18 protein-coding genes are annotated in these 20,678 nt (G+C 59.7%); 6 read left to right on the plus strand and 12 right to left on the minus strand.

All coding sequences use genetic code 11. The features are described from left to right. Positions 1–17: 17 nt before the first annotated feature. The 7 genes from truD to ACEWQZ_RS07215 all read right to left on the minus strand — a co-directional run bounded on the left by truD (position 18) and on the right by ACEWQZ_RS07215 (position 7,928). The gene (gene truD / locus ACEWQZ_RS07185) at positions 18–1,046 is read right to left on the minus strand and encodes a tRNA pseudouridine(13) synthase TruD (RefSeq protein WP_476482398.1); all 1,029 of its coding nucleotides are present in this window, start codon (positions 1,044–1,046) and stop codon (positions 18–20) included. After that, positions 1,043–1,468, minus strand: coding sequence for a hypothetical protein (locus tag ACEWQZ_RS07190; RefSeq protein WP_476482399.1), 426 nt, complete (start codon positions 1,466–1,468; stop codon positions 1,043–1,045). Before ACEWQZ_RS07190 ends, truD begins: the two co-directional genes overlap by 4 nt. Positions 1,469–1,565: 97 nt before the next feature. Next, on the minus strand, positions 1,566–2,432 hold the full coding sequence (locus ACEWQZ_RS07195; protein WP_476482400.1) for a winged helix-turn-helix domain-containing protein: 867 nt from the start codon (positions 2,430–2,432) through the stop codon (positions 1,566–1,568). Positions 2,433–2,437: 5 nt separating this feature from the next. After that, positions 2,438–2,722: a septum formation initiator family protein gene (locus ACEWQZ_RS07200; protein ID WP_476482401.1), complete on the minus strand. Its 285-nt coding sequence runs from the start codon at positions 2,720–2,722 to the stop codon at positions 2,438–2,440. Next, on the minus strand, positions 2,707–3,891 hold the full coding sequence (gene dapE / locus ACEWQZ_RS07205) for a succinyl-diaminopimelate desuccinylase (protein WP_476482402.1): 1,185 nt from the start codon (positions 3,889–3,891) through the stop codon (positions 2,707–2,709). Before dapE ends, ACEWQZ_RS07200 begins: the two co-directional genes overlap by 16 nt. Before the next feature lie 88 nt (positions 3,892–3,979). Beyond that, positions 3,980–5,380, minus strand: a complete 1,401-nt coding sequence (ppnN, locus tag ACEWQZ_RS07210) for a nucleotide 5'-monophosphate nucleosidase PpnN (protein ID WP_476482403.1) — start codon at positions 5,378–5,380, stop codon at positions 3,980–3,982. A 313-nt stretch (positions 5,381–5,693) separates the two neighbouring features. Then, positions 5,694–7,928 carry an NADP-dependent isocitrate dehydrogenase gene (locus ACEWQZ_RS07215; RefSeq protein WP_476482404.1) on the minus strand — a complete coding sequence of 745 codons (2,235 nt, stop codon included), beginning with the start codon at positions 7,926–7,928 and terminating at the stop codon, positions 5,694–5,696. Positions 7,929–8,185: 257 nt separating this feature from the next. On the opposite strand from ACEWQZ_RS07215, the gene ACEWQZ_RS07220 reads away from it, so the two are divergent. Next, positions 8,186–9,273, plus strand: a protein-coding gene (locus tag ACEWQZ_RS07220) for an IS3 family transposase (RefSeq protein ID WP_476482405.1) whose coding sequence is annotated in 2 segments (ribosomal slippage) — positions 8,186–8,441 and positions 8,441–9,273 — 1,089 coding nt in all. Because the reading frame shifts where the segments join, the coding sequence is not laid out codon by codon here. A 157-nt stretch (positions 9,274–9,430) separates the two neighbouring features. On the opposite strand, the gene ACEWQZ_RS07225 is transcribed toward ACEWQZ_RS07220, so the two are convergent. From ACEWQZ_RS07225 to ACEWQZ_RS07245, 5 genes are all read right to left on the minus strand, one after another. Beyond that, positions 9,431–9,925, minus strand: a complete 495-nt coding sequence (locus tag ACEWQZ_RS07225) for an anthrone oxygenase family protein (RefSeq protein ID WP_476482406.1) — start codon at positions 9,923–9,925, stop codon at positions 9,431–9,433. Between the two features lie 156 nt (positions 9,926–10,081). Continuing rightward, positions 10,082–11,296 carry a group II intron reverse transcriptase/maturase gene (ltrA, locus tag ACEWQZ_RS07230; protein ID WP_476482407.1) on the minus strand — a complete coding sequence of 405 codons (1,215 nt, stop codon included), beginning with the start codon at positions 11,294–11,296 and terminating at the stop codon, positions 10,082–10,084. Positions 11,297–12,395: 1,099 nt separating this feature from the next. Then, entirely contained in the window at positions 12,396–12,683 is a 288-nt protein-coding gene (locus tag ACEWQZ_RS07235) for a hypothetical protein (RefSeq protein WP_476482408.1), read from the minus strand. Beyond that, entirely contained in the window at positions 12,676–13,305 is a 630-nt protein-coding gene (locus tag ACEWQZ_RS07240; RefSeq protein WP_476482409.1) for a nucleotidyltransferase domain-containing protein, read from the minus strand. The genes ACEWQZ_RS07235 and ACEWQZ_RS07240 overlap by 8 nt, the downstream gene beginning before the upstream one ends. Beyond that, on the minus strand, positions 13,305–14,123 hold the full coding sequence (locus tag ACEWQZ_RS07245) for a pentapeptide repeat-containing protein (protein WP_476482410.1): 819 nt from the start codon (positions 14,121–14,123) through the stop codon (positions 13,305–13,307). Before ACEWQZ_RS07245 ends, ACEWQZ_RS07240 begins: the two co-directional genes overlap by 1 nt. Positions 14,124–14,402: 279 nt before the next feature. Between ACEWQZ_RS07245 and ACEWQZ_RS07250 the strand changes: the two genes are divergently transcribed. From ACEWQZ_RS07250 to ACEWQZ_RS07270, 5 genes are all read left to right on the plus strand, one after another. Beyond that, positions 14,403–14,927: a phage integrase N-terminal SAM-like domain-containing protein gene (locus ACEWQZ_RS07250; protein WP_476482411.1), complete on the plus strand. Its 525-nt coding sequence runs from the start codon at positions 14,403–14,405 to the stop codon at positions 14,925–14,927. A gap of 131 nt (positions 14,928–15,058) precedes the next feature. Further along, complete coding sequence (locus tag ACEWQZ_RS07255) at positions 15,059–17,047, plus strand: type I restriction-modification system subunit M (RefSeq protein WP_476482412.1); 1,989 nt, start codon at positions 15,059–15,061, stop codon at positions 17,045–17,047. Between the two features lie 188 nt (positions 17,048–17,235). Further along, a complete protein-coding gene (locus ACEWQZ_RS07260; RefSeq protein WP_476482413.1) occupies positions 17,236–18,168 on the plus strand; it encodes an Abi family protein in 933 nt (310 codons plus the stop codon). After that, on the plus strand, positions 18,165–19,559 hold the full coding sequence (locus tag ACEWQZ_RS07265) for a restriction endonuclease subunit S (RefSeq protein WP_476482414.1): 1,395 nt from the start codon (positions 18,165–18,167) through the stop codon (positions 19,557–19,559). The genes ACEWQZ_RS07260 and ACEWQZ_RS07265 overlap by 4 nt, the downstream gene beginning before the upstream one ends. Next, positions 19,556–20,515, plus strand: a complete 960-nt coding sequence (locus tag ACEWQZ_RS07270) for a GIY-YIG nuclease family protein (RefSeq protein WP_476482415.1) — start codon at positions 19,556–19,558, stop codon at positions 20,513–20,515. Before ACEWQZ_RS07265 ends, ACEWQZ_RS07270 begins: the two co-directional genes overlap by 4 nt. The last annotated feature ends 163 nt before the right edge of the window (positions 20,516–20,678 follow it).

Below are 20,678 nucleotides of genomic sequence, written 5' to 3' on the forward strand. Positions count from 1 at the left end.
GTAACCACGGATTCAACTCACTCGTAATCAACCAGCTCGCGCAAGACCGCGGTGGCGTAACTGCCGGTGCCAAGCGAAAATGCCAGCTTCAGAGTGTGTTCGTCGGCAAACGACCACTCCAGCTCGCTGACACGCATTCGCAGAGGCCGGCGCTCCTGTTTCATGCCGAACCTCGCCAGACCCTCGATCAGCTCGCGGTGAGCCTCGAACTGGCGGCGCTCGATCTCGGCTGCCGCGCCTTCGGCCGGGCTGTCACCCTGCCCCGGCAGCGGGCCGCTGGGGTGGATGTCCTGCTCGGCGCAGCGGCGAACCTGGTCGGGGTCATTGGCGTCAGCAACAAAAAACGAGCGGCTGCCGTCAAGCATGGCCAGGTCACCGTCGATCAACTGGTTCCAGTTGCCGTCCCGAATCCGCTCGGCCAGCACGTGATTGAACACCAGGCTGCGCGCGGCAGACAGATAGAACCCGCGCTTGGTCTTCGAGGGTTTTCTGTGCAGCTCGCCGCGAAACAGCGACAGGGCCCGGGCAACGTTGTTGCCGCCGAAGCGCTGCTCGCCGAATCCGTTGGGCACGCCGTGATCGCAAACCGCCTTGAGCTGCCGCTCCAATGCTGCCGGGTCAGCTTCAATATCGCGCACGACCAGCTCGAAACGATTGCCGCGCAGACGTCCGCGTCTGATCTTGCGCGAACAGCGCGCGGCCGACTCGATGGTTACACCCTCGATCGCCCACCGCTGCCAGTTCGGGTCGGGCTGCCCGGCCAGATGCAGCGAAAAATACTGGCCGGTGACGGCATTACGGTCTTTCAGGCCGGCAAAGCCCACCTCGCGCGGACGGATCCCGGCGGCCCGCGCCAGATCTGCCGCCACATCCACCGTATTGCGCTCGCGCTTGGACACCCAAAGCCATAGATGCTCACCCTGCCCGTCAGGTTCGTGGCCCAGGATCTCAGCGACCCGGAAGTCTTCCGGATGCACCCGGATGCGCCCCCTGGCAGACGGGCTGCCCCAGGCGAATCCGGGGCTCGTGTCGCGCTCCTGACTCATTCCTGATCCTCAACGCGATAGAGCACCGTGGAATAGGGAGAGCGATAATTGTCCACGTTGTAACGCAGCCCGACGTGGTACACCTTGCCGGCCTCGAGCTCCAGCTCGATGCGGTTGGCATTATCACCAAGGCGCGCGCCCGAGCGGGTGAGGCGCGGCGGATTGATGACCCCCGCACGAACGGATATTTCGTAACGGCCGGGCTCCAGCCACATGACCTCGCGCTCGCCGATATTGTCGTCATCAACGCGAATGAATTCGACCGGATAGATGTACGCGGCCTGCCGGCCAACCGTTCCCACGACCTTGGCTGCATCCTTGCTGCCCCACTTGGCAAACGGAACATCGGCCATTGCCGGCTGCCCGATGGCGACGAGCCCCAGCACCGAAAGCGTCAGAAAAACACGATTGAAAGTTCTCATTGCCCTTTCCTGCTATGTGATTTGATGACAATGATGGCGCCGCGCCGGCGACCAGTCCATGAAAGCAGCCTGAAATTGTCATGAAATCCGCCTGTCATCAACGAGTTGGACAAAGGCGGGGCCAGGCACTCGCAAGAGAATCGGTCAGCGGCGTCATCACTGCGTCCAGATCCTGCGTCTGCTCCGGCGTGAAGGTCACGCTCTGAGACCACAGCACGCGGCCGGCCGGCAGCTCCAGCAAACGCGCCTGGATGCGCCATTGCCCTGCCCCGGCGGGCTGCACCGTGCCTTCGATCAACCAGTCGACGCCCAGGTCTTGAGCTACCGCTGCGGCCACATCGCTGCGCCCGATATAGGGCTGAAGGCTGGTGCGCCCCACCAGGCTCATGCCCGCCAGCGGCGCGCGCAGCAGCATCCCCAGAAGGCGGTCTGCAAGCAGCAGATCGGCCTTGCCGGCAAGCCCCGGGGGCGGTTGATAGACCGTGAACGGCAGGATGGCCACGCTGCACTGCGCCGGTTCAGGTGCGGTACCGGCAGGTGGTCGCAAAAGGCCGTAGCTGACCGCAGCCAGCAGCAGAACAATGGCGGTCAACACGGTCGGCCAGCGCCCGCGCCGCGAGCGCCGCACGGGACGCACCCCGGCAGAACGCTCAACCGCGGCATTGAGCCGATAGCCGCGTCGCGGCAAGGTCTCGATCAGTTCCGCAGGGCCATCGAGAGAACGAATGGCCTGGCGCAGCTCACGCAGCAGTGCGGCCAGGCCGGACTCGAAATCGACCACCGTGCTCTCGTCCCAGACCGCTTCGACCAGCCGCTCGCGCGTGACCACCTCGTCCGCATGATCAAGCAGACACTCCAGCAACCGCGCGGCCTTGGGGCGCAGCTGAACGCCGCGGCCGCCGGCGGTCGCCAGTTGGCCGTCGTCCGGATTGAAGGTCAGATTGGCGAACTGTCGCACCGCCACGGCAGCTACCCTTGCGGTTCCGCATCCTCGGGGTCGACGATCAAAAAGAAGGACTCGCCGTCCCGGATCAGACCCAGCTCCGAGCGGGCCCGCTCTTCGATCGCCTCCAGGCCGGCACGCAGATCTTCAACCTCGGCGGCCAGCGCCGCGTTGCGCCGCTCGAGCTCCTGGTTTCGCTTTTGCTGCTGCTCGACCAGCTCGCCCAGGGTGCTGACCTCGCTGAACTGCCGCCACAGCTGTACCTGCAGGAACAGCAAGACCACCAGCAGGGCGATCAGGATGACGCGCACGAGGCCTTCCCGGACGCGAGCGTATCTTCGATGATGCGACGATACAGGCCCGGCAACAAGAGCAATTCATCGACCGCGATGCATTCATCGACCTGATGAATGGTTGCATTGACCGGGCCCAGCTCGACAACGGGGATGCCGCGCGGTCCGAAAAAGCGACCGTCGGACGTCCCGCCGCTGGTATCCGGCGTCGGCTCCACGCCCAGAAGATCCACACAGGCCGCTTGCACGATGCCGGGCAGTATTCCGGTCGCCGGCCCGAAGGGCTCGCCGGAGACCCGCCAGTGAAGCTCCCAGCGGCCGGGGTCACACTTCTGAATCAGCGCGCGCAGGCGCGCCTCCAGCTCGTCGGCGGAGGTGTTGGGGTTGTTGCGCAGGTTGAACAGGACCTCGAGCTCGCCGGGGGTGACATTGTCGGCGCCCGTGCCGGCGCGCAGGTTGGAGATCTGCAGCCGCGTGGGCGGGAAGAACTCGTCGCCATCATCGAACTCGAGGCGGCCCAGCTCGGCCAGCAGGGCCCCGGCCCGGTGGGCAGGATTGTCCTGCGGATCGGCATAGGCCGTATGCCCCTGAACGCCGTGCACCAGCAGCTGCCCCTGGATGGAACCGCGTCTTCCGATCCGGATGACATCACCCAGACGATCGCGGCTGGAGGGCTCGCCAACCAGGCAGGCATCCGGCATCAGGCCGCGCGCTTCGAGCTCGGGCACCACAGCGCGAATGCCGTAGCGGGCCGGCCCCTCCTCGTCGGAGGTCAGCAGAATGGAGATGGTGCCCGCATGATCCGGGCGGGCGGCAAGAAACGCCTCCAGCGCCAGAACGAAAGCCGCCACCGAAGATTTCATGTCGGCCGCACCGCGGCCATACAGCACACCGTCACGAATCTCGGGTTCGAACGGCGGCGAGCGCCAGGCCGCTTCCGGCCCCGACGGCACCACGTCGGTATGCCCTATGAGCATCAAGTGCGGCGCGCCGCTGCCGTGCCGGGCGAAGAGGTTGCGTACGTCTTCGACATCGATCGACTCGACGGTCATGCCCGCCGCCTCCAGCCGATTGGCAATCAGCGGCTGGCAGCCAGCATCTTCGGGCGTTACCGACGCGCGCGAAATCAGCTCGCGGGTCAGCTCCAGCAGCGCATCAGAGTCGTTTTCAGAAGGCCTGTTTACCATGGGAACAAAGCTTACCGCATTCACCGGCCGGCGTCGGATTCATCCCGCCCGAATGCCTCGCCACCCGACCCGGCTGCCGGGCATTGATTCAATCCACGATCTGATAGCAGGGCTGATACGGCTTGCCGCCGGGCAGCTTCATGCGCTGCTGGTCGACAAAACGCCTGAGCAGATCATCCAGGGCCCGCAGGATGGCCGGCTCGCCCCGAATCTGGAAAGGCCCGTGTTCGCGGATGGCGCGCAGCCCGTGGGGCTTGACGTTACCGGTGACGATGCCTGAAAACAGCCGCCGCAGGTTGGCGGCCATCTCGTGAGATGGCAAGCCGAAAGCAATGTCGAGCCCGGCCATGTTCTCGTGGGTGACCTCGAACGGCGCTTGAAAATCAGGAGAGGTCTTGAGCATCCAGTTGAAATAGAAGGCATCGTTGGTATCAACCCGCCACTGACGCACGCGCTGCATGCCTTCGGCCATGTAGCGCGCCACCGCCGCCGGGTCGTTGATGATGATGCGGTAGCGTTTGCGCGCCGCCTCGCCCAGCGTCAGCCCAACAAAGCGGTCGATCTCCTCGAAATAGTCGCGCGCCGATTCCGGGCCCGTGAACACCAGGGGAAACGGCATGTCGCTGTTTTCCGGGTTGAGCAATACCCCCAGCAGGTAGAGAATCTCTTCAGCCGTACCCACCCCGCCGGGAAACACGATGATGCCGTGGCCCAGGCGCACAAAAGCCTCGAGCCGCTTTTCGATATCGGGCATGATCACCAGATCGTTGACGATCGGATTGGGTGACTCGGCCGCAATGATGCCGGGCTCGGAAATGCCCACGTAGCGGCCCGGCAGGGTGCGCTGCTTGGCGTGGCCGATGGTGGCACCCTTCATCGGCCCCTTCATCGCGCCCGAGCCGCAGCCGGTGCAGATGTCCATGCCCCGCAAACCCAGCTGATAGCCGGTTTTCTTGGAGTAGTCATATTCTTCGCTGCTGATCGAGTGGCCGCCCCAGCACACCGCCAGGCGCGGTTCGATTTCGGTATCGAGCAGCCGGGCGTTGCGCAGAATCTCGAAGACCGTGTTGGTGATGCCTTCGGAGCTGTCGAGATCAAAATACGGGCTGGGATGAATCTCGGTGTGGAAATAGACGATGTCGCGAATCACCGCCGAGAGCAGCTCGCGAATGCCGCGAATCATCTTGCCATCGACAAAAGCTCGGCCCGGTGCATTTTCCAGATCGATGCGCATGCCGCGATTGACCTGATGCACCTCGATGCGGAAGTCGCGATAGGTTTCGAGCATGCGCTCGGCATCATCGCCCTGCTCACCCGAGGTGAGCACGGCCAGCGCCACCTGCCGCAAGAGCTCCCCGACCTCTGCGGTCGCGTCCGACAGGCGCGCCACCTCGGCCCAGGAGAGCACCTTCAGGCTGCGGGCCGGGTAGACACGGGTCGAAACCTTGTCCGTTGCCGGAGTCATGCTGTGCGCTGCGGTTTGATTCATCACGCTCTCGATTGATTGCCATGGCTGGAATGATGCCCGTCAAACGACGACGGACGGGCTCAAACCCGACCGTGCCTGCCAGAGTCGGCGCAGTGCGCGGGCGCGTTCGTTTCCGCCGCGCAAAACGGGCAGACATGAATCATAACGCAGGGCCCGGCGCGAGAGGCTCCCGAAGCGTACGGAAACCTCGCAGGAAAACCCTGTAGCCGGTGGGCTTGCAGCCCACCCAGATAGGCAAAGGCTCCTGCACCGAGTCAGTGCAGGAGCCTCTGGCGGCCGCCTGGCAGCCGCGTTCTTGCGAAGAATGCGAAGGTCAGGCTTTGTCTTTCAAGGCATCCAGAATGCGGTTCAGAGTGGCGCTGGGGCGCATGACGGACTTCACCTTGTCAGCATCTGGCTTGTAATAGCCGTCCATGTCCACGGGCCTACCCTGCACCTCGTTGAGCTCTTCGACAATGCGCTCTTCGTTATCGCGCAGCTGGCCGGCGATGTCGGCAAAGGCTGCCTTGAGCTCGGCATCCTTGTCCTGGGCGGCCAGGGCTTCGGCCCAGTAAAGCGCCAGATAGAAATGGCTGCCGCGGTTATCGAGCTCACCGACCTTGCGGCTGGGCGATTTGCCGTTGTCGAGCAGTCGACCGGTCGCGGTGTCGAGCGTTTCTGCCAGCACGCCGGCCCGGGCATTGTCGTAGGCCTGAGACAGGTGTTCCAGCGAGGCCCCGAAGGCCAGGAATTCGCCCAGCGAATCCCAGCGCAGGTGGTTTTCTTCAAGCAGCTGCTGAACATGCTTGGGTGCGCTGCCGCCCGCACCGGTTTCAAACAGCCCACCGCCGGCAATCAGCGGCACGATGGAAAGCATCTTCGCGCTGGTGCCCAGCTCCAGAATGGGAAACAGGTCGGTCAGGTAGTCACGCAGCACGTTGCCGGTCACGGCAATGGTGTCTTCACCGCGGCGAATGCGCTCCAGCGAGTGCCTCATGGCCGCTTCGGGCGTCATGATGCGAATGTCGAGCCCGTCGGTGTCGTGGTCCTCGAGATAACGCTCCACCTTGGCGCGCACCTGCACATCGTGACCGCGCTGATCGTCCAGCCAGAACACCGCCGGCATGCCCGACAGGCGAGCGCGGGTCACACCCAGCTTGACCCAGTCGCGTACCGGCACATCCCGAGTCTGGCACATGCGCCAGATGTCACCTTCTTCGACTGCATGCTCGAAGATGACCTGATCGTTGTCGTCGGTCACCTTGACCACGCCGGCGGCCGGAATCTGGAAGGTCTTGTCGTGCGAGCCGTATTCCTCGGCCTTGTTGGCCATCAACCCGACGTTGGGCACAGTGCCCATGGTGGCCGGATCGAAAGCACCGTTGGCCTGACAGTCTTCGATGACGATCTGATACATGCGGGCATAAGAGCGGTCTGGAATCAGTGCCTTGCAGTCCTGGCGCTCGTCATCGGCGTTCCACATCTTGCCGGAGTCACGAATCATGGCCGGCATGGAAGCGTCGATGATGACATCGGAAGGCACGTGCAGATTGGTGATGCCCTTGTGAGAGTTGACCATGGCAAGCGACGGCCGCTGCTCATACTGAGCGGCAATATCGGCCTTGATGGACTCTCGAGTATCGGCCGGCAACTTGTCCAGACAGGCGTAAAGATCGCCCAGGCCGTTATCGGGGCTGAAGCCGGCCTCATCGAGCACATCGCCGTGCTTTTCCAGCACATCCTTGAAGAACTCGCTGACAACCACGCCAAACATGATCGGATCGGAGACCTTCATCATGGTGGCCTTGAAGTGGGCCGAGAACAGCACCCCCTTCTCGCGCGCATCGTCGATCTGGCGGGCGACGAAATCGGCCAGGGCGCGACGGCTCATGACCGCGGCATCGACAATCTCGCCCTCTTCGACCTCGACCGGGTCGCGCAGCGCAGTCTGACTGCCGTCCTTGCCATGAAAGGTGATGCTCAGACTGCCTGCCGACTCGAGCGTGGCCGATTTTTCACTGCCGTAGAAATCATGGTCGTCCATGTGGGCAACGTGGGTCTTCGAGTCGTTGCTCCACTGGCCCATGCGATGCGGATGCTTGCGCGCAAAGGCCTTGACGGCGCGCGGCGCACGGCGGTCGGAATTACCTTGCCGCAGCACCGGGTTGACGGCGCTGCCCATGGCGCGCGCATAGCGAGCCTGAATATCGCGCTCGTCGTCGGTTTGCGGCTCATCGGGGTAGTCGGGCAGCGCAAAACCCTTGCCCTGCAGCTCGGCAATGGCCGCCTTGAGCTGCGGCCGCGAGGCGCTGATGTTGGGCAGCTTCATGATATTGGCCGACTCGTCAAACACCAGCCGCCCCAGCTCGCCAAGATCATCACTGACCTTCTGATCGTCATCGAGACGATCGGAAAACTGCGCCAGAATACGCCCGGCCAGCGAAATATCGCGGGTCTCCATCGCTACGCCGGCCGTGTCGGTAAAGGCGTCGATAATAGGCAACAGCGACTGGGTGGCCAGAAACGGCGCCTCATCCGTCAGCGTGTAAATGATCTTGGGCGTGGACATGGTTCAGACTCTCCAAAGACGAAACAGCCCGCTATTGTCGCCGAAAACCCGGAACGCTGCCAAACCCCCGCAGAACCGCCGCTCCTTACCCGAAAACTGCCGGAGAGCGCTGGCCCAGCCTCGCGTCGGAGATTTCCCCGAACCGAGCTCGCGCATTGAAGTCAGCCGATGCGCTACCGGTGATCAGGTAATCCCCCCGGGAATTGGTGTTGCTCAGAAGTGGAATATTCTCATAATGAAGCAACAGGAGATTCCACATGCGCAAATCACGCTTTAGCGACCACCAGATCCTCGCCATTCTCAAGCAGGCCGAGGCCGGTACCCCGGTTCCCGACCTGTGCCGCGAGCACGGCATGAGCAGTGCGACGTTCTACAAGTGGCGAGCCAAGTTCGGCGGCATGGATGCCTCGCTGATGGCCCGCCTTAAGGAGCTCGAGGCCGAGAACCGCCGGTTGAAGAAGATGTACGCCGAGGAGCGGATCAAGGCCGAGATTCGCCAGGAGGTCATCGAGGGAAAGCTCTAAGGCCATCTCGACGTCGAGAGATGGCCAGGGAAGCGGTCGAGGGCCGCGACATCAGCATTCGCCTGGCTTGCGAGGCGCTGTTTATCAGCCAGAACTGCTATCGGTACAAGCCGAAACTCTCAGACGAGAATGCCGAGATCGCCGACTGGCTGGTCCGGCTGACCCACAACCAGAAGAACTGGGGTTTCGGGCTGTGCTTTCTGTTCCTGCGCAACGTTAAGGGCTCCCGATGGAATCACAAGCGGGTTTACCGGATCTACTGCGAGCTGGAGCTGAATCTGCGGATCAAGCCCAAGAATCGCATTGTTCGGGAAGTGCCCGAGCCTCTGGCGGTCCCGACCGCGATGAACGAGACCTGGTGGATGGACTTCATGCACGATAGCCTCGAGTGTGGCCGCCCCTACCGCCTGCTTAATGTGATCGACGACTACAACCGCGAAGGGCTGGGCATCGAGGTCGACTTCCCACTGCCCTCCGAGCGCGTCATACGGACCCTGAAGCAGATTATCGAGTGGCGTGGAAAGCCCACACTGCTGCGATGCGACAACGGTCCGGAGTACATCAGCGAGGCGCTGAGAGCCTGGGCCGAGAAGCACGAGATCCAGATCCAGCACATCCAGCCTGGAAAGCCGCAGCAGAACGCCTATGTCGAGCGCTATAACCGAACAGTCCGTTACGATTGGCTCAATCAGTACCTATTTAGAACGATTGACCAGGTCCGAGAGTATGCAACGCGATGGCTCTGGACCTACAATCACGAACGGCCGAACATGGCCTTGGGTGGCATCACCCCGAAACAGAAGTTGGCCCTTGTAGCCTAGGCTCTACTTCTGAGGCGCACCAAAAATGGGGGGATTACCCCCTGAGCTCCGGTGCGTTTGAGGCGACCCCTGCTTTTGCGATAGCAAAAGTAGGTGGCGGGTCAAACGTCACCTGCAGCGATTTGTTGGGTGTCATCCTCATCAATTGCACTCCGCCTCAGTAGCGATACAAAACAGCTATCAAGATGAAGACGGCAACACACGATGATACTGTTCGTAAGTTGTTCCACCGGACCCACTTTGGCTCAAACCGTTTACGCGCCTCCTCCAAAGCGTCCTCTGCCATCGAGCTCGTATCGAGTGATTGAATGTAATTGTTGAGTGGAATATTGATCCGAAAGGTTGGAAGCTGAACGAGAAAGACATATACGGTCGCTGCTATCAACAGCAGAGCACCGTCTGGCCCGCCGAGGTACATAAATCCTAAGCCGGCGCTCGCAACGACCGAAGCGATCGAGCCAAGCCAGATCGCAACAAACAAAGGTTGGTTGTTCTGGATGATGCCGTCCATTCCTTGAAATGCCCGGATGAAATCACCGTCGCTGAGTGATTTCAATCCCGGCATCGCGACGACCGCGAATGCAAACAGGAATCCGGCAACAAGCGCGCAGAAGAAAACGGCCAAGATCAAACTAATGCCCAAAAGCGTCACGTTATTTGCTCCATCCGTACCGTAGGCGCGAGGTCACCTACCAGCGTAAGGTCTGCACATTGACACCCAATCGGGATAGGGAGGCACCTTACGATGCCTCTCCTCCCACACCACCGGGCATACGGATCACGTACCACGGCGATTCGATGAACATCGCTACCGCGCCACCAGGCTCGGTAGCCCCAGGTCAGCAAAGTACTTCGCGGGCAGGGCCCGTCTTAACGCCGGGGTGTGCGATAGCCGCCACGGCCCGTGGGCCGATTTCGACGTCTGCCAGGCCTCGCGTACACTCACGCCCATTCGGCGCAGTTGGCGGTAGCCCGAGCGACCCCATTGCTTCCAGAGATAACAGCGTAGTCGTCGCCGCAGCCATTTGTCGATCTCGCGCAGCGGGCTCGGTACCTCGGCCATTCCGAAGTACGCTTTCCAACCAAGCAGGTAGTCTCTCAGGTCTGCCACGACATCGGCTAAACGGTGGCCTCGCGTGCGGCGGGTCAATACCCGCAGGTGGGTCTTCAATCGGTGCAGCGCCTTGGGTGACACTTTGAGCCGGTGAGACCCGCGGGTGACCGTAAAGCCCAGGAACTGGCGCTTCCATGGTCGATCGACCGCGCTCTTTCGTGTATTCACTTCGAGCCGGAGTGAGTCTTCGATCAAGCGCGACACGCTGTCCATCACCCGCTCGCCCGCTCGATGACTACCCACCAGGATCTGGCAGTCGTCAGCATATCGGACAAAGCGGTGGCCGCGCCGGTCCAGCTCCCAGTCCAGTTCGTCCAGCATCACGTTGGCCAGTACCGGAGACAGCGGGCCGCCTTGCGGCACGCCGGCATCGGTCGGGCTCAAGTGGTCCCCATCCAGCACGCCAGCCGTCAGAAAACGGTTGATCAGTCGCAGGAGACGACGATCCGGGACATGGACCTTGAGCCGGTGCATCAACCGGTCATGGTTGACCCGGTCGAAGAAGGCCGCCAGGTCCAGGTCCACCGTCCATCGGCGGCCCGACCGGACATCGGCTTGCAGGCGTCTGACCGCCTGCTGCGCCGATCTGCCCGGCCGGAAGCCGTAACTGCGCGGATGGAAGTGGGGCTCCCATTGCGCCGATATCACCTGCGCAATGGCTTGCTGAATGAAGCGGTCCAGAACCGTCGGGATGCCCAGCAGGCGTTCCCGTCCGTCGGCCTTGGGAATCCGCACGCGTTTGACCGGTTGCGGGCGATATTGCCCCGCTTCCAGTTGGTCGCGGATCATCGGCCAGTTCTGGCGAAGGAGGTCCGGCAGTGCATCGACGCGCATACCGTCGATGCCCGGCGCGCCTTTGTTCTGGCGTACTTGCTTCAGTGCCCGCTGCAGGTTGCTGCGTTCGAGCACTTGGTCCCACAGCGAAGCGGTTGATGGTGAGGCCGAAGCGATCCTTTCCCCAGCCGCCGATTCCTCCCGTGCACTTGGCACGGCCGACTCGCGTCGATTCTCTGAGGCGGTCCGGTGGCTCATACTCGGTCAATCGTCCTCGTTCATCGTTCGGGCCTTCGATGGCGCCACCCATCTACTATGCCCTCGGCTGACTTCTCCCTGGCGATCAGCGCCAATTGCTCGACGCTCAGCGCCGTCTCCAGCGCACCGGGGAGACCTCCCGGGGTAAGACACGAAACTTTCACGGCGCAAACGCTGGATTTATAAAACGCAGACCCGATGCAGATGGAGGGCTTCATGGTCACGTGCCCACTGGCCCCGTCTACGTCACACCTCATATCCAGTTCCTGTTCGTCGCCCCGCCGCTTTGGATTGGGCTTCCTCCAGACGCCACCTCGCGATAACGCCCTTGCCCTTCTCCTAACCTTCGGCTCTGCGAATACCTGGTGGGAGGACTTTCACCTCCCCAGCTTCGTGCCATGCCCGGCACACACGTCTGAGCTAAGCGGCGCGGCTTTAGCCGCGTCCGGTGGAGGCCCGAAGGGCCGGAACGTACTTGAGCGATTTGTTAGATGACAGTGTCTCTAATGCCATTTTCTGTCACACGCTTGGCACCTTCTCCCACCGCGCCTAAATGGCAGTGGCAAATGGAGAAAATGCACCACTAAGAAGGCAATTTCCCAAGATGTCTCTTCGGACTTAGTATCTAAGCTTCCACAAGAAGGGCAAGCTATCTCCTCCTCACTATCTGGAAGCGGAACTACAGATTGCAGGATCTCCATCGCCTCTCGGGCCGCGCACGACGGCACCTGCAGCCTAATGCCTCCAAGCGCAAGTGTAATAGGCCAATTCACCTGCGAATGGTTGTTCGAATGAAGAAATGCCGGAATACCCTCACTTTCAAGCCGACCACGGGCGATCTCTGCCTCTATAGGGTGCAAGTACCATCCAACGGTCACTGGCGCCACGAACTCGACAATTTCCTCGTTGTTCATCTAACGCTTGGCTTTGCGGCGCACCGAAGCGCAGCGTAGGTGCGTCCGACAACAGCCACTGGTTATACCGCATCCGCAAGTGCGGCAACGGCTTCAATAATTTTATCTCTTCTCAGCTCGTATTCACTACTCACTGGCTCTTGGCTACGAGTAGCCATAAAAAAGAGCTCGGATGAGATATTCTTCAGTAAGTTAACCACTCTAGAAGATGGCCCAAGTCGGTTGTTCACCGCCCAACGGTCAATCGCACTGGAGGACAGTCCGAAGAGCTTTTCGTCAAGATCCAGTCTTGAGTTGACCATGTCCAGAACATGTCTTTGAGTCGCCATTCGGCTAACAAACTCATCCATTTAAATTTACCTCATGGCATAGTTCATCGATCCAAGATCGGCAGCGCTTCAACTCCGGCAATAGAATCGCCAGATCGATATCACCAATACTGTCTCCGGCTCCTCTCGTTGAAAGCAGGCGAGCCTGCATTAGCAAAGAGTAAACACTCTCATCAACATCCAGGCTTCTCGGGCCAAGCCTTCTCGCCGAATCCCTTCCGAAGGTTGGGCTGTCCATCCTCGAAAGCGAATAGCAGGTTGCGATATTTCGCAAAGCTAGAAAAATCGTTGAAAGCTCAAACACGAGACTCGGCGAGCCTTTTTGAACAGACTGAAATGAGGAGTCAAATATATCTCGAAATTTCAAGCAATCGGCTACTGCTCCCGAGTATTTAGACGGCGATCCCAAGCTCTTCAGAAAGTCAGTCCCATCAGCGGCGTAAATCAGGCGGCTCTCAAGAGACAGATGCCAAGCGAATGCATTACCAGCTTTCCAGAGCTCAAGTATTCTCGCATACGAATAAATCGAAAATTTCTCAGGATTGAGGCGAGAATCCCGACCTTCCACAAGGGCCAGCAGATCAACATCAGAGTCAACAGAAATATCACCGCGACAAATTGAGCCAAAAGCGTAGATATGCATTATCGACGACTAAACCGTTTAACTAGAATCGACACCAAGCAGGCAAGAATTACATACCTCAAAGCCGCGATACCTGCTAATAGCAGGCCTGAAAACCCATCTGGCTTAGCGACACCAAGGAATACTTGCGGAGCATTTTTTACTGCCTCAACGTAACTGGTCAGTGAGGCTGGATCCTTTAAGAAATAAACCTCGCCCAATGCAATAGCCAATATTACCAAAAGCAACGTTCTAAGCAGCTTTATGAAGCTTTCACCATTCCCCCAGAACGCATCAAGCAATACAAAATCAAGCCACTCTAAGAAAGCCTTAATTCGCGCCACACCTGGATAATGCTTTCGGTAATAGGCCTCACGAGAGCGCCAAGCTTTATACAAATGAACACGACCGGCCTCAAGTTCAATTTTGATCGCCTTGTTTGCAGCAACTGAATTTCCAATTTGATGGAAATTCACCCTAAGCGTTCTGGCAAATTTCTGCTGAAGGTTTTCCTGTCCGGGGCATCCTGTATCAAGAATCGCGGGCTCTACTTGCGTTTGGGAAAACTCTGCGTAATCAAAAACGCAGCCATCAAACTTACTACCTCTAAGGTTTGAGTTAGTAAATTTACACCCAACAAATTTGCAAGAATCAAAAACACACTTATGCAAGTATGCTGAGTCGAACTGCGAGTAGCTGAAATCGCAATCTGTGAAGCGCTTCTTTTTGGCAACCAAACGTTCAAATTGTTTATTTCTCAGGTTTGCGCCTTTAAGGTCATGGGCGATAGCTTGGTCTGGGATAGTTTCCCTGCCCGTAGGGCGAAAATGATCATTCATGCCGTGAGACTCATCCTTCATACGGTATAACTAGCAACTAGGTTTGAAAAGCGGAGTTTAGTGACTAAGGCGGCGGATGAGCCGTTTAGTCTGACAAGTTTTGTTCTGGCCCGCATAACCACCTGTCTTGCCTCTTTGTTTCGTCTGGCTGAGCTGCTGCTATGCGGCGGATCGTACGTGTAGTTCCGAATTTCCCTACCGCCGGACGCGCCGGTTTGCCGCTGCCTTTTTGCCCTCGCTGCGATTCAATATGCCACGGGTTTCATTGCGAGAGCAAACATGGGCGAGAAGTTGCTGGATCGGATGCGGCGGGTGTTGCGCACGGGGCATTACAGTTATCGGACGGAGCAGGCATACGTGCACTGGGTTCCCCGGTTTATCCGGTTTCACGATTTGCGGCATCCTCGTGATCTGGGCAAGGGGCATGTCGAGGCGTTTTTGACGTATCTTGCGGTCGATCGGCATGTTGCGCCTTCGACTCAGAATCTGGCGCTGAACGCCATTCAGTTTCTTTACCAGAAGGTGCTGGAGTTGGAATTGCCCTGGCTCGACAATGTAGTGCGCGCAAAGCGCTCCACGCGTTTGCCGGTGGTCCGAACGATTCCCGCGCTGCAAGTTCAGGTGGATCGGGCACTGGCCGCAGCAGCCGATGATGCGTCCCACGGCCGCGGTGTGAGCGTCCATTCCGCACCGCTCTTCCCCGCGCATTGCCGCGTCAGCAATCCGCTCCCAAACTCATCTCAAGGGGCAGATCATGTCTTCGGCTTATCGTATTCGCCGCTCGGCAACATCGCCCTGGATTGATCTGTATGCCACGGCGGGTTCGGAGCCGGGCCAGGATATTGAGCGCTGTTTAGCGGCCAGCCCGCGCGTTGATATACTGCCCTGAGCCGTTGGCGGCTGATGTGTGGCCACTCAACACAAAGAAGGGTGTCATGAATACAGAGAATCATTCTCAGGTTGCGGCCTGGATCTGGTCGGTGGCCGATTTGCTGCGCGGCGATTTCAAGCAGTCGCAGTACGGGCGGGTGATTCTGCCGTTTACCCTGCTGCGGCGGCTGGAGTGCGTGCTGGCGCCCACGCGCGAGGCGGTGCAGGCGGCGGCGAAGGCGCATGCCGGCAAGCCCGATGCGGTGCGCGAGCAGATTCTGCTGCGCGAGGCCGGGCAGCCGTTCTTCAACGGCTCGGCGCTGACCCTGGCCAGCCTGTCGGATACCCAAACGGCCCAGGATCTGTTGGGCTACGTGGAATCGTTCAGCAGCCACGCGCGCGAGATTTTCGATCACTTCAACTTTGAAGACTTTGTCGAGCGGCTGACCACCAGCAACCTGCTGTTCCAGGTGGTGCAGCGCTTTGCCGAGTTCGACCTGCGCCCGGAAAAGATCTCCAACTTCGGCATGGGGCTGATCTTCGAGGAGCTGATCCGCCGCTTTGCCGAAAGCTCCAACGAAACCGCCGGCGAGCATTTCACCCCGCGCGATGTCGTCCATCTGGCCACCTCGCTGGTGCTCACCGGCCAGGACGACCGGCTCAAGGCCGGCGGCATCGTGACCGTTTATGACCCGGCCGCCGGCACCGGCGGCTTCCTGTCGGAAAGCGACGCCTATATCCAGCAGGTCAGCGGCGGCATGAGCGTGTCGCTGCACGGCCAGGAGCTCAACCCCGAGTCGTATGCCATCTGCAAGGCCGACATGCTCATCAAGGGCCAGGATGTGGACAACATCAAGCTGGGCAATACCCTGTCCGACGACCAGCTGGCCGGCGAGCATTTCGACTTCATGCTAGCCAATCCGCCGTTCGGGGTGGACTGGAAGAAAGTGCGCAAGGAAGTCGGCGACGAGCACAAGCACAAGGGCTTCGATGGCCGCTTCGGCCCCGGCCTGCCGCGGGTTTCCGACGGCTCGCTGCTGTTCTTGCTGCACCTGGTCAGCAAGATGCGCTCCAGCCGCCACGGCGGCTCGCGCATCGGCATCATCCTCAACGGCTCGCCGCTGTTTACCGGCAACGCCGGCTCGGGCGAGTCGGAAATTCGCCGCTACCTACTGCAGCATGATCTGGTCGAGGCCATCGTCGGCCTGCCCACTGATCTGTTCTACAACACCGGCATTGCCACCTATGTCTGGATTCTGTCCAACAACAAGCCGGCCGAGCGCCGCGGCAAGGTGCAGCTCATCGACGCCACCGAGCGACACAGCAAGATGCGCAAATCGCTCGGCAGCAAGCGCCAGTTTCTGACCGAGGCTGATATCGACGCCATCGTGCGCCTCTATGGCGCCTTTGACGAGACCGACCACAGCAAGATCTTTCCCATCGAGGCCTTCGGCTACCGGCGCATCACCATCGAGCGCCCGCTGCGGCTGAACTTTCAGGCCAGCGAAGAGCGCCTGGCCCGGCTCGATGAGGAACGCACCATACAAAGGCTTGAAGACGACCAGCGCGAAGCGCTCAAGGCCGCCTGCGCCAGCCTCGATTCAGAGCAGCTCTTCACCAGCCGAGACGCCTTCCTGCAGACGCTGGATGCCGCCGTCAAGCAGCATCTTCCCGACGGCATGAAGGTCAGCGCGCCGCTGCGGCGGGCGGTGCTCAACGCGCTGTCCGAGCGCGACCCGGACGCCGACATCTGCCGCGACAGCAAGGGCCGCCCCGAGCCCGACACCGGCCTGCGCGATTATGAAAACGTGCCGCTGGGCGAATCTGTCGATGACTACTTCGAGCGCGAGGTCAAACCCCACGTGCCCGACGCCTGGATCGACGAAACCAGAACCGACGAGCTCGACGGCGAGGTCGGCATCGTCGGCTTCGAGATCCCCTTCAACCGCCACTTCTACCAATTCACCCCGCCGCGCCCGCTGGAGGAAATCGACGCCGACCTCAAGGCCTGCACCGACCGCATCAAGCAGATGATCGAGGAGATGGCGGTGTGAGCCTGCCGCTGTCATTACAATATGAAACAGAGTCAACAAGTTGGCTTTTGCACAGCCGCTGCCAGCGCTGATTTGACAACCCCCCCGCAAATGAGGCATTATTCACTTAACAACACCCCCCAGGCCTATCCCGCAGTTCGCTGCGGTGACGCTCAAACCGGGGGGTTGCTTTTTCCGGGGCGGCCAGAATGATCTACGACAAGCCCGCCACCAGCCTGCGTGAGCAGATCGAGCTGCTGGAAAGACGCGGCATGTCGATCCCGGATCGCGAGCGCGCCGCCCACTACCTGCGACATATTGGCTATTACCGCTTGAGCGCCTACTGGCTTCCATTCGAGAAGCCGGCGCCCCGCGCTGCTGAGCGCTCGCATGAGTTTATCGCGGGCACGGAATTCGAACACGTGCTTACGCGCTATGTTTTCGACCGCAAGCTCCGCATTCTGCTGCTCGAAGCCCTGGAACGCATAGAAGTTTCGATTCGCGCTTGCTGGGTCAACAGCTTTTCTCTCAGCCACGGCCCGCACGGCTACTTGCAGGCCGCCCATTTCAAGTGTCCCTACTGGCATGCCAATCAGATTGCCAAAGCAGCCGCAGCGCTGAAGGCAAGCAACGAAGTTTTCGTGGAACACTACGCGAATAAATACGCCGACCCGGGTCTGCCACCGATGTGGGTCACCGCAGAAACAATAAGCTTTGGAGCGCTATCCAGCTGGATACAGGCGACCCGCGGAACGGAGGTACAAACCACGCTGATGCGGCATTTGAACCTGCCAACGCTGCAAATCGTACATGGTGTTCTCCACAATCTCAGCTACCTGAGAAACCTGTGCGCACACCACGCCCGAGTGTGGAACAGACAGTTCGTCAAGAAGTACCCCCGCATCAAGAAGATGCCTGAAATGCTGCACCCGGAAGCGTGCGGCAAGAAATCCGGGGCGATTTACAATCATCTGGCCATGCTGCGACACCTGATGCTGCGGATAAATCCAAAAACTTCCTGGCCGCGCAGGCTGACTGCCCTGCTCCAGGAGCAGCCCCCTGAAACCCGGTCTGCAATGCACCTGCCTGATCAGTGGCATGCTGTATTGGGCAGCAATTCTGAAGGAAGCGTCGAGAAATGAGCTTTCCCAGGTATCCCGAATACAAGGACTCAGGCGTGGAGTGGCTGGGGGAAGTGCCGGCGCATTGGAAAATATTTCCCATCAAGCGTGACCTGGAGTTTCTCACAAGTGGATCTCGGGGTTGGGCGTCACATTACGCGGATGACGGAGCAGTATTCATCCGCATTGGAAATTTGACCCGAGATCATATCGATCTAGATTTGACCAATCTGCAGCACGTCAATATCCCTAGCGGATCAGAAGGCGAGCGCACTAAGGTCGAGGTAGGTGATGTGCTGTTTTCGATTACTGCCTACCTTGGCTCAGTTGCAGTGGTCCCGAATGACATTGAGACGGCATATGTCAGCCAGCATGTAGCTCTTGTGAGACTCTTTCAGAGAAAGCTATTGCCTAGCTGGGTTGCCTATGTGACGTTGTCGGATGTCGGGAAGAATTATTTGTCCTCCCAAGGTTATGGCGGGACGAAAATTCAGCTCTCACTTGAAGATGTGGCTGATCTCTTAGTGACAGCGCCTCCTCTATGTGAGCAAGCCTCCATCACCTCCTTCCTCGACCACGAAACCGCCCGCATCGACGCGCTGATCGAGGAGCAACAGCGCTTGATCGAGCTGCTCAAGGAAAAGCGCCAGGCGGTGATCTCCCATGCCGTCACCAAGGGGCTGGACCCTGACGTGCCGATGAAAGACTCCGGCGTGGAGTGGCTGGGCCAGGTGCCGGCCCATTGGGATGTCAAGCGATTGAGATATGCAATTGAGCTGAACCCATCAAAGTCTGAGGTCCGTTCTTTAGCTCCCGGCACACCAGTCACTTTCATTCCTATGGAGTCCATAGGAGAAGATGGAACCCTGTCTCTCGATCAAACGCGACCAATTGACGAAGTTTTGGCAGGATATACCTATGCCCGTGAGGGCGATGTAGCCATTGCAAAGATTACACCGTGTTTTGAAAACGGCAAAGGGGCTGTCATGCGTAACCTCGAGCAGGGAATCGCCTTTGGCACGACTGAGCTCATTGTCATGCGGCCCAAGGGGAGCTTGACGACGAGCGACTATCTATACCGGATCAGCACTTCTGAGTCTTTCCGTGCGCTCGGTGAATCAGAGATGTACGGCGCTGGTGGTCAAAAGCGTGTCCCTGATAATTTCGTTCGAAACTTCGCTATAGCTTGGCCACCCTATGAAGACCAGCTGATGATCCAGGCCTTCCTCGACCAAGAAACCGCCCGCATCGATGCCCTGGTGAAAGAAGCTGAATCAGCCATCGAGCTGCTCCAGGAACGCCGCTCCGCCCTGATCTCCGCCGCCGTGACCGGCAAGATCGACGTGCGCGGCTGGCAGCCGCCAGCAGGTTCATCGACTTCCGCTGAGGCAACTCAAACGGAGACCGTATGAAACAGGGACGCAGTATCCGGCTCTTTCTGGTCGACGGCACGCCCAACGGCCTGCTGACCGCCGAAATCGTTAACTGGACCGGGCATGCACTCACGGGGCCGCGCAGCAAGCTGAAAGAGCTGATCAAGCGCAAGGAATGCGGCCGTACCGGCGTCTACTTTCTGGTTGGCCCGGACCCGGACAACCCGATGCGCCCGCAGGTTTATATTGGCGAATCCGATGATGTGGCCGCCCGCTTGACGCAGCACAACCGGCCAGAGGGCAAGGCCGGCAAGGGCGGCAAGGACTTCTGGGAACGAGTCTGTCTGGTGACCAGCAAGGATGAAAATCTGACCAAGGCCCACGTAAAGTTCCTGGAGAGCCGGCTGATTGCCCTTGCCGGGCAATCGGGTGGCTGCCTGTTGCTCAACGGCACCGCGCACGACTACGGCAACCTGCCGGAATCCGATCGGGCGGACATGGCGTTCTTTACAGAACAGATACGCATCATTCTGCCGGTGCTCGGCTTTGATTTTCTGCGCGATCAGCAAAAGCTTGCCGAACGACTCAAACAGCAGAACGACGAGCACCAGCCGGCGGCGACGTTCGTCATGGAAATCCCCAAGTACGACATCACGGCAGAAGCCCGGGAAGTGGACGGCGAGCTTGTTGTGCTGGCCGGCAGCCGAGCGCGCAAGACCTGGTCGAGCAAGAGCACATATGCCAGTTATCAGGCGCTCTACAATGAACTGAAAGACAGCGGCGTGCTGGCGGCCGATTCGTCAGGCCATATTCATTTCACCACGGATCAGGCCTTTTCCAGCCCCAGCGCTGCCGCTGCGGTCATATCGGGGCGGCCTGCAAACGGGCGCACTACGTGGCTTGAGAAAACAACGCGGAAGACCTACGGCGAATGGCAGAGCGAGCAGGTTGAACAAAGCGAGCCCGCTTCGACTCAGCCCAACGAGCCAATCTGAAAGCTGAGAGCGCCGCGGATAACAGTTAACCCAGCTTATTCATCAGACTGCCTCTTTCACGCTGAGTCAAGCCGGCTTTGATGGATTTTGGTCACCCAGCTTGCAGGTTCGGCTCGATGGTGGGTCTGGATGGCATTGATTCGCCAGGATTTGGCATTTTTGA

The organism is Wenzhouxiangella sp. YN1 (assembly GCF_056324145.1).

Coding starts and splice junctions, on each gene's coding strand:
- ACEWQZ_RS07260 (WP_476482413.1), top strand. CDS start 17,236: ATGATCTACGACAAGCCCGCCACCAGCCTGCGTGAGCAGATCGAGCTG.
- ACEWQZ_RS07235 (WP_476482408.1), bottom strand. CDS start 12,683: ATGGATGAGTTTGTTAGCCGAATGGCGACTCAAAGACATGTTCTGGAC.
- ACEWQZ_RS07190 (WP_476482399.1), bottom strand. CDS start 1,468: ATGAGAACTTTCAATCGTGTTTTTCTGACGCTTTCGGTGCTGGGGCTC.
- truD (WP_476482398.1), bottom strand. CDS start 1,046: ATGAGTCAGGAGCGCGACACGAGCCCCGGATTCGCCTGGGGCAGCCCG.
- ACEWQZ_RS07240 (WP_476482409.1), bottom strand. CDS start 13,305: ATGCATATCTACGCTTTTGGCTCAATTTGTCGCGGTGATATTTCTGTT.
- ACEWQZ_RS07250 (WP_476482411.1), top strand. CDS start 14,403: ATGGGCGAGAAGTTGCTGGATCGGATGCGGCGGGTGTTGCGCACGGGG.
- dapE (WP_476482402.1), bottom strand. CDS start 3,891: ATGGTAAACAGGCCTTCTGAAAACGACTCTGATGCGCTGCTGGAGCTG.
- ppnN (WP_476482403.1), bottom strand. CDS start 5,380: ATGAATCAAACCGCAGCGCACAGCATGACTCCGGCAACGGACAAGGTT.
- ACEWQZ_RS07245 (WP_476482410.1), bottom strand. CDS start 14,123: ATGAATGATCATTTTCGCCCTACGGGCAGGGAAACTATCCCAGACCAA.
- ACEWQZ_RS07270 (WP_476482415.1), top strand. CDS start 19,556: ATGAAACAGGGACGCAGTATCCGGCTCTTTCTGGTCGACGGCACGCCC.
- ACEWQZ_RS07265 (WP_476482414.1), top strand. CDS start 18,165: ATGAGCTTTCCCAGGTATCCCGAATACAAGGACTCAGGCGTGGAGTGG.
- ACEWQZ_RS07255 (WP_476482412.1), top strand. CDS start 15,059: ATGAATACAGAGAATCATTCTCAGGTTGCGGCCTGGATCTGGTCGGTG.
- ACEWQZ_RS07215 (WP_476482404.1), bottom strand. CDS start 7,928: ATGTCCACGCCCAAGATCATTTACACGCTGACGGATGAGGCGCCGTTT.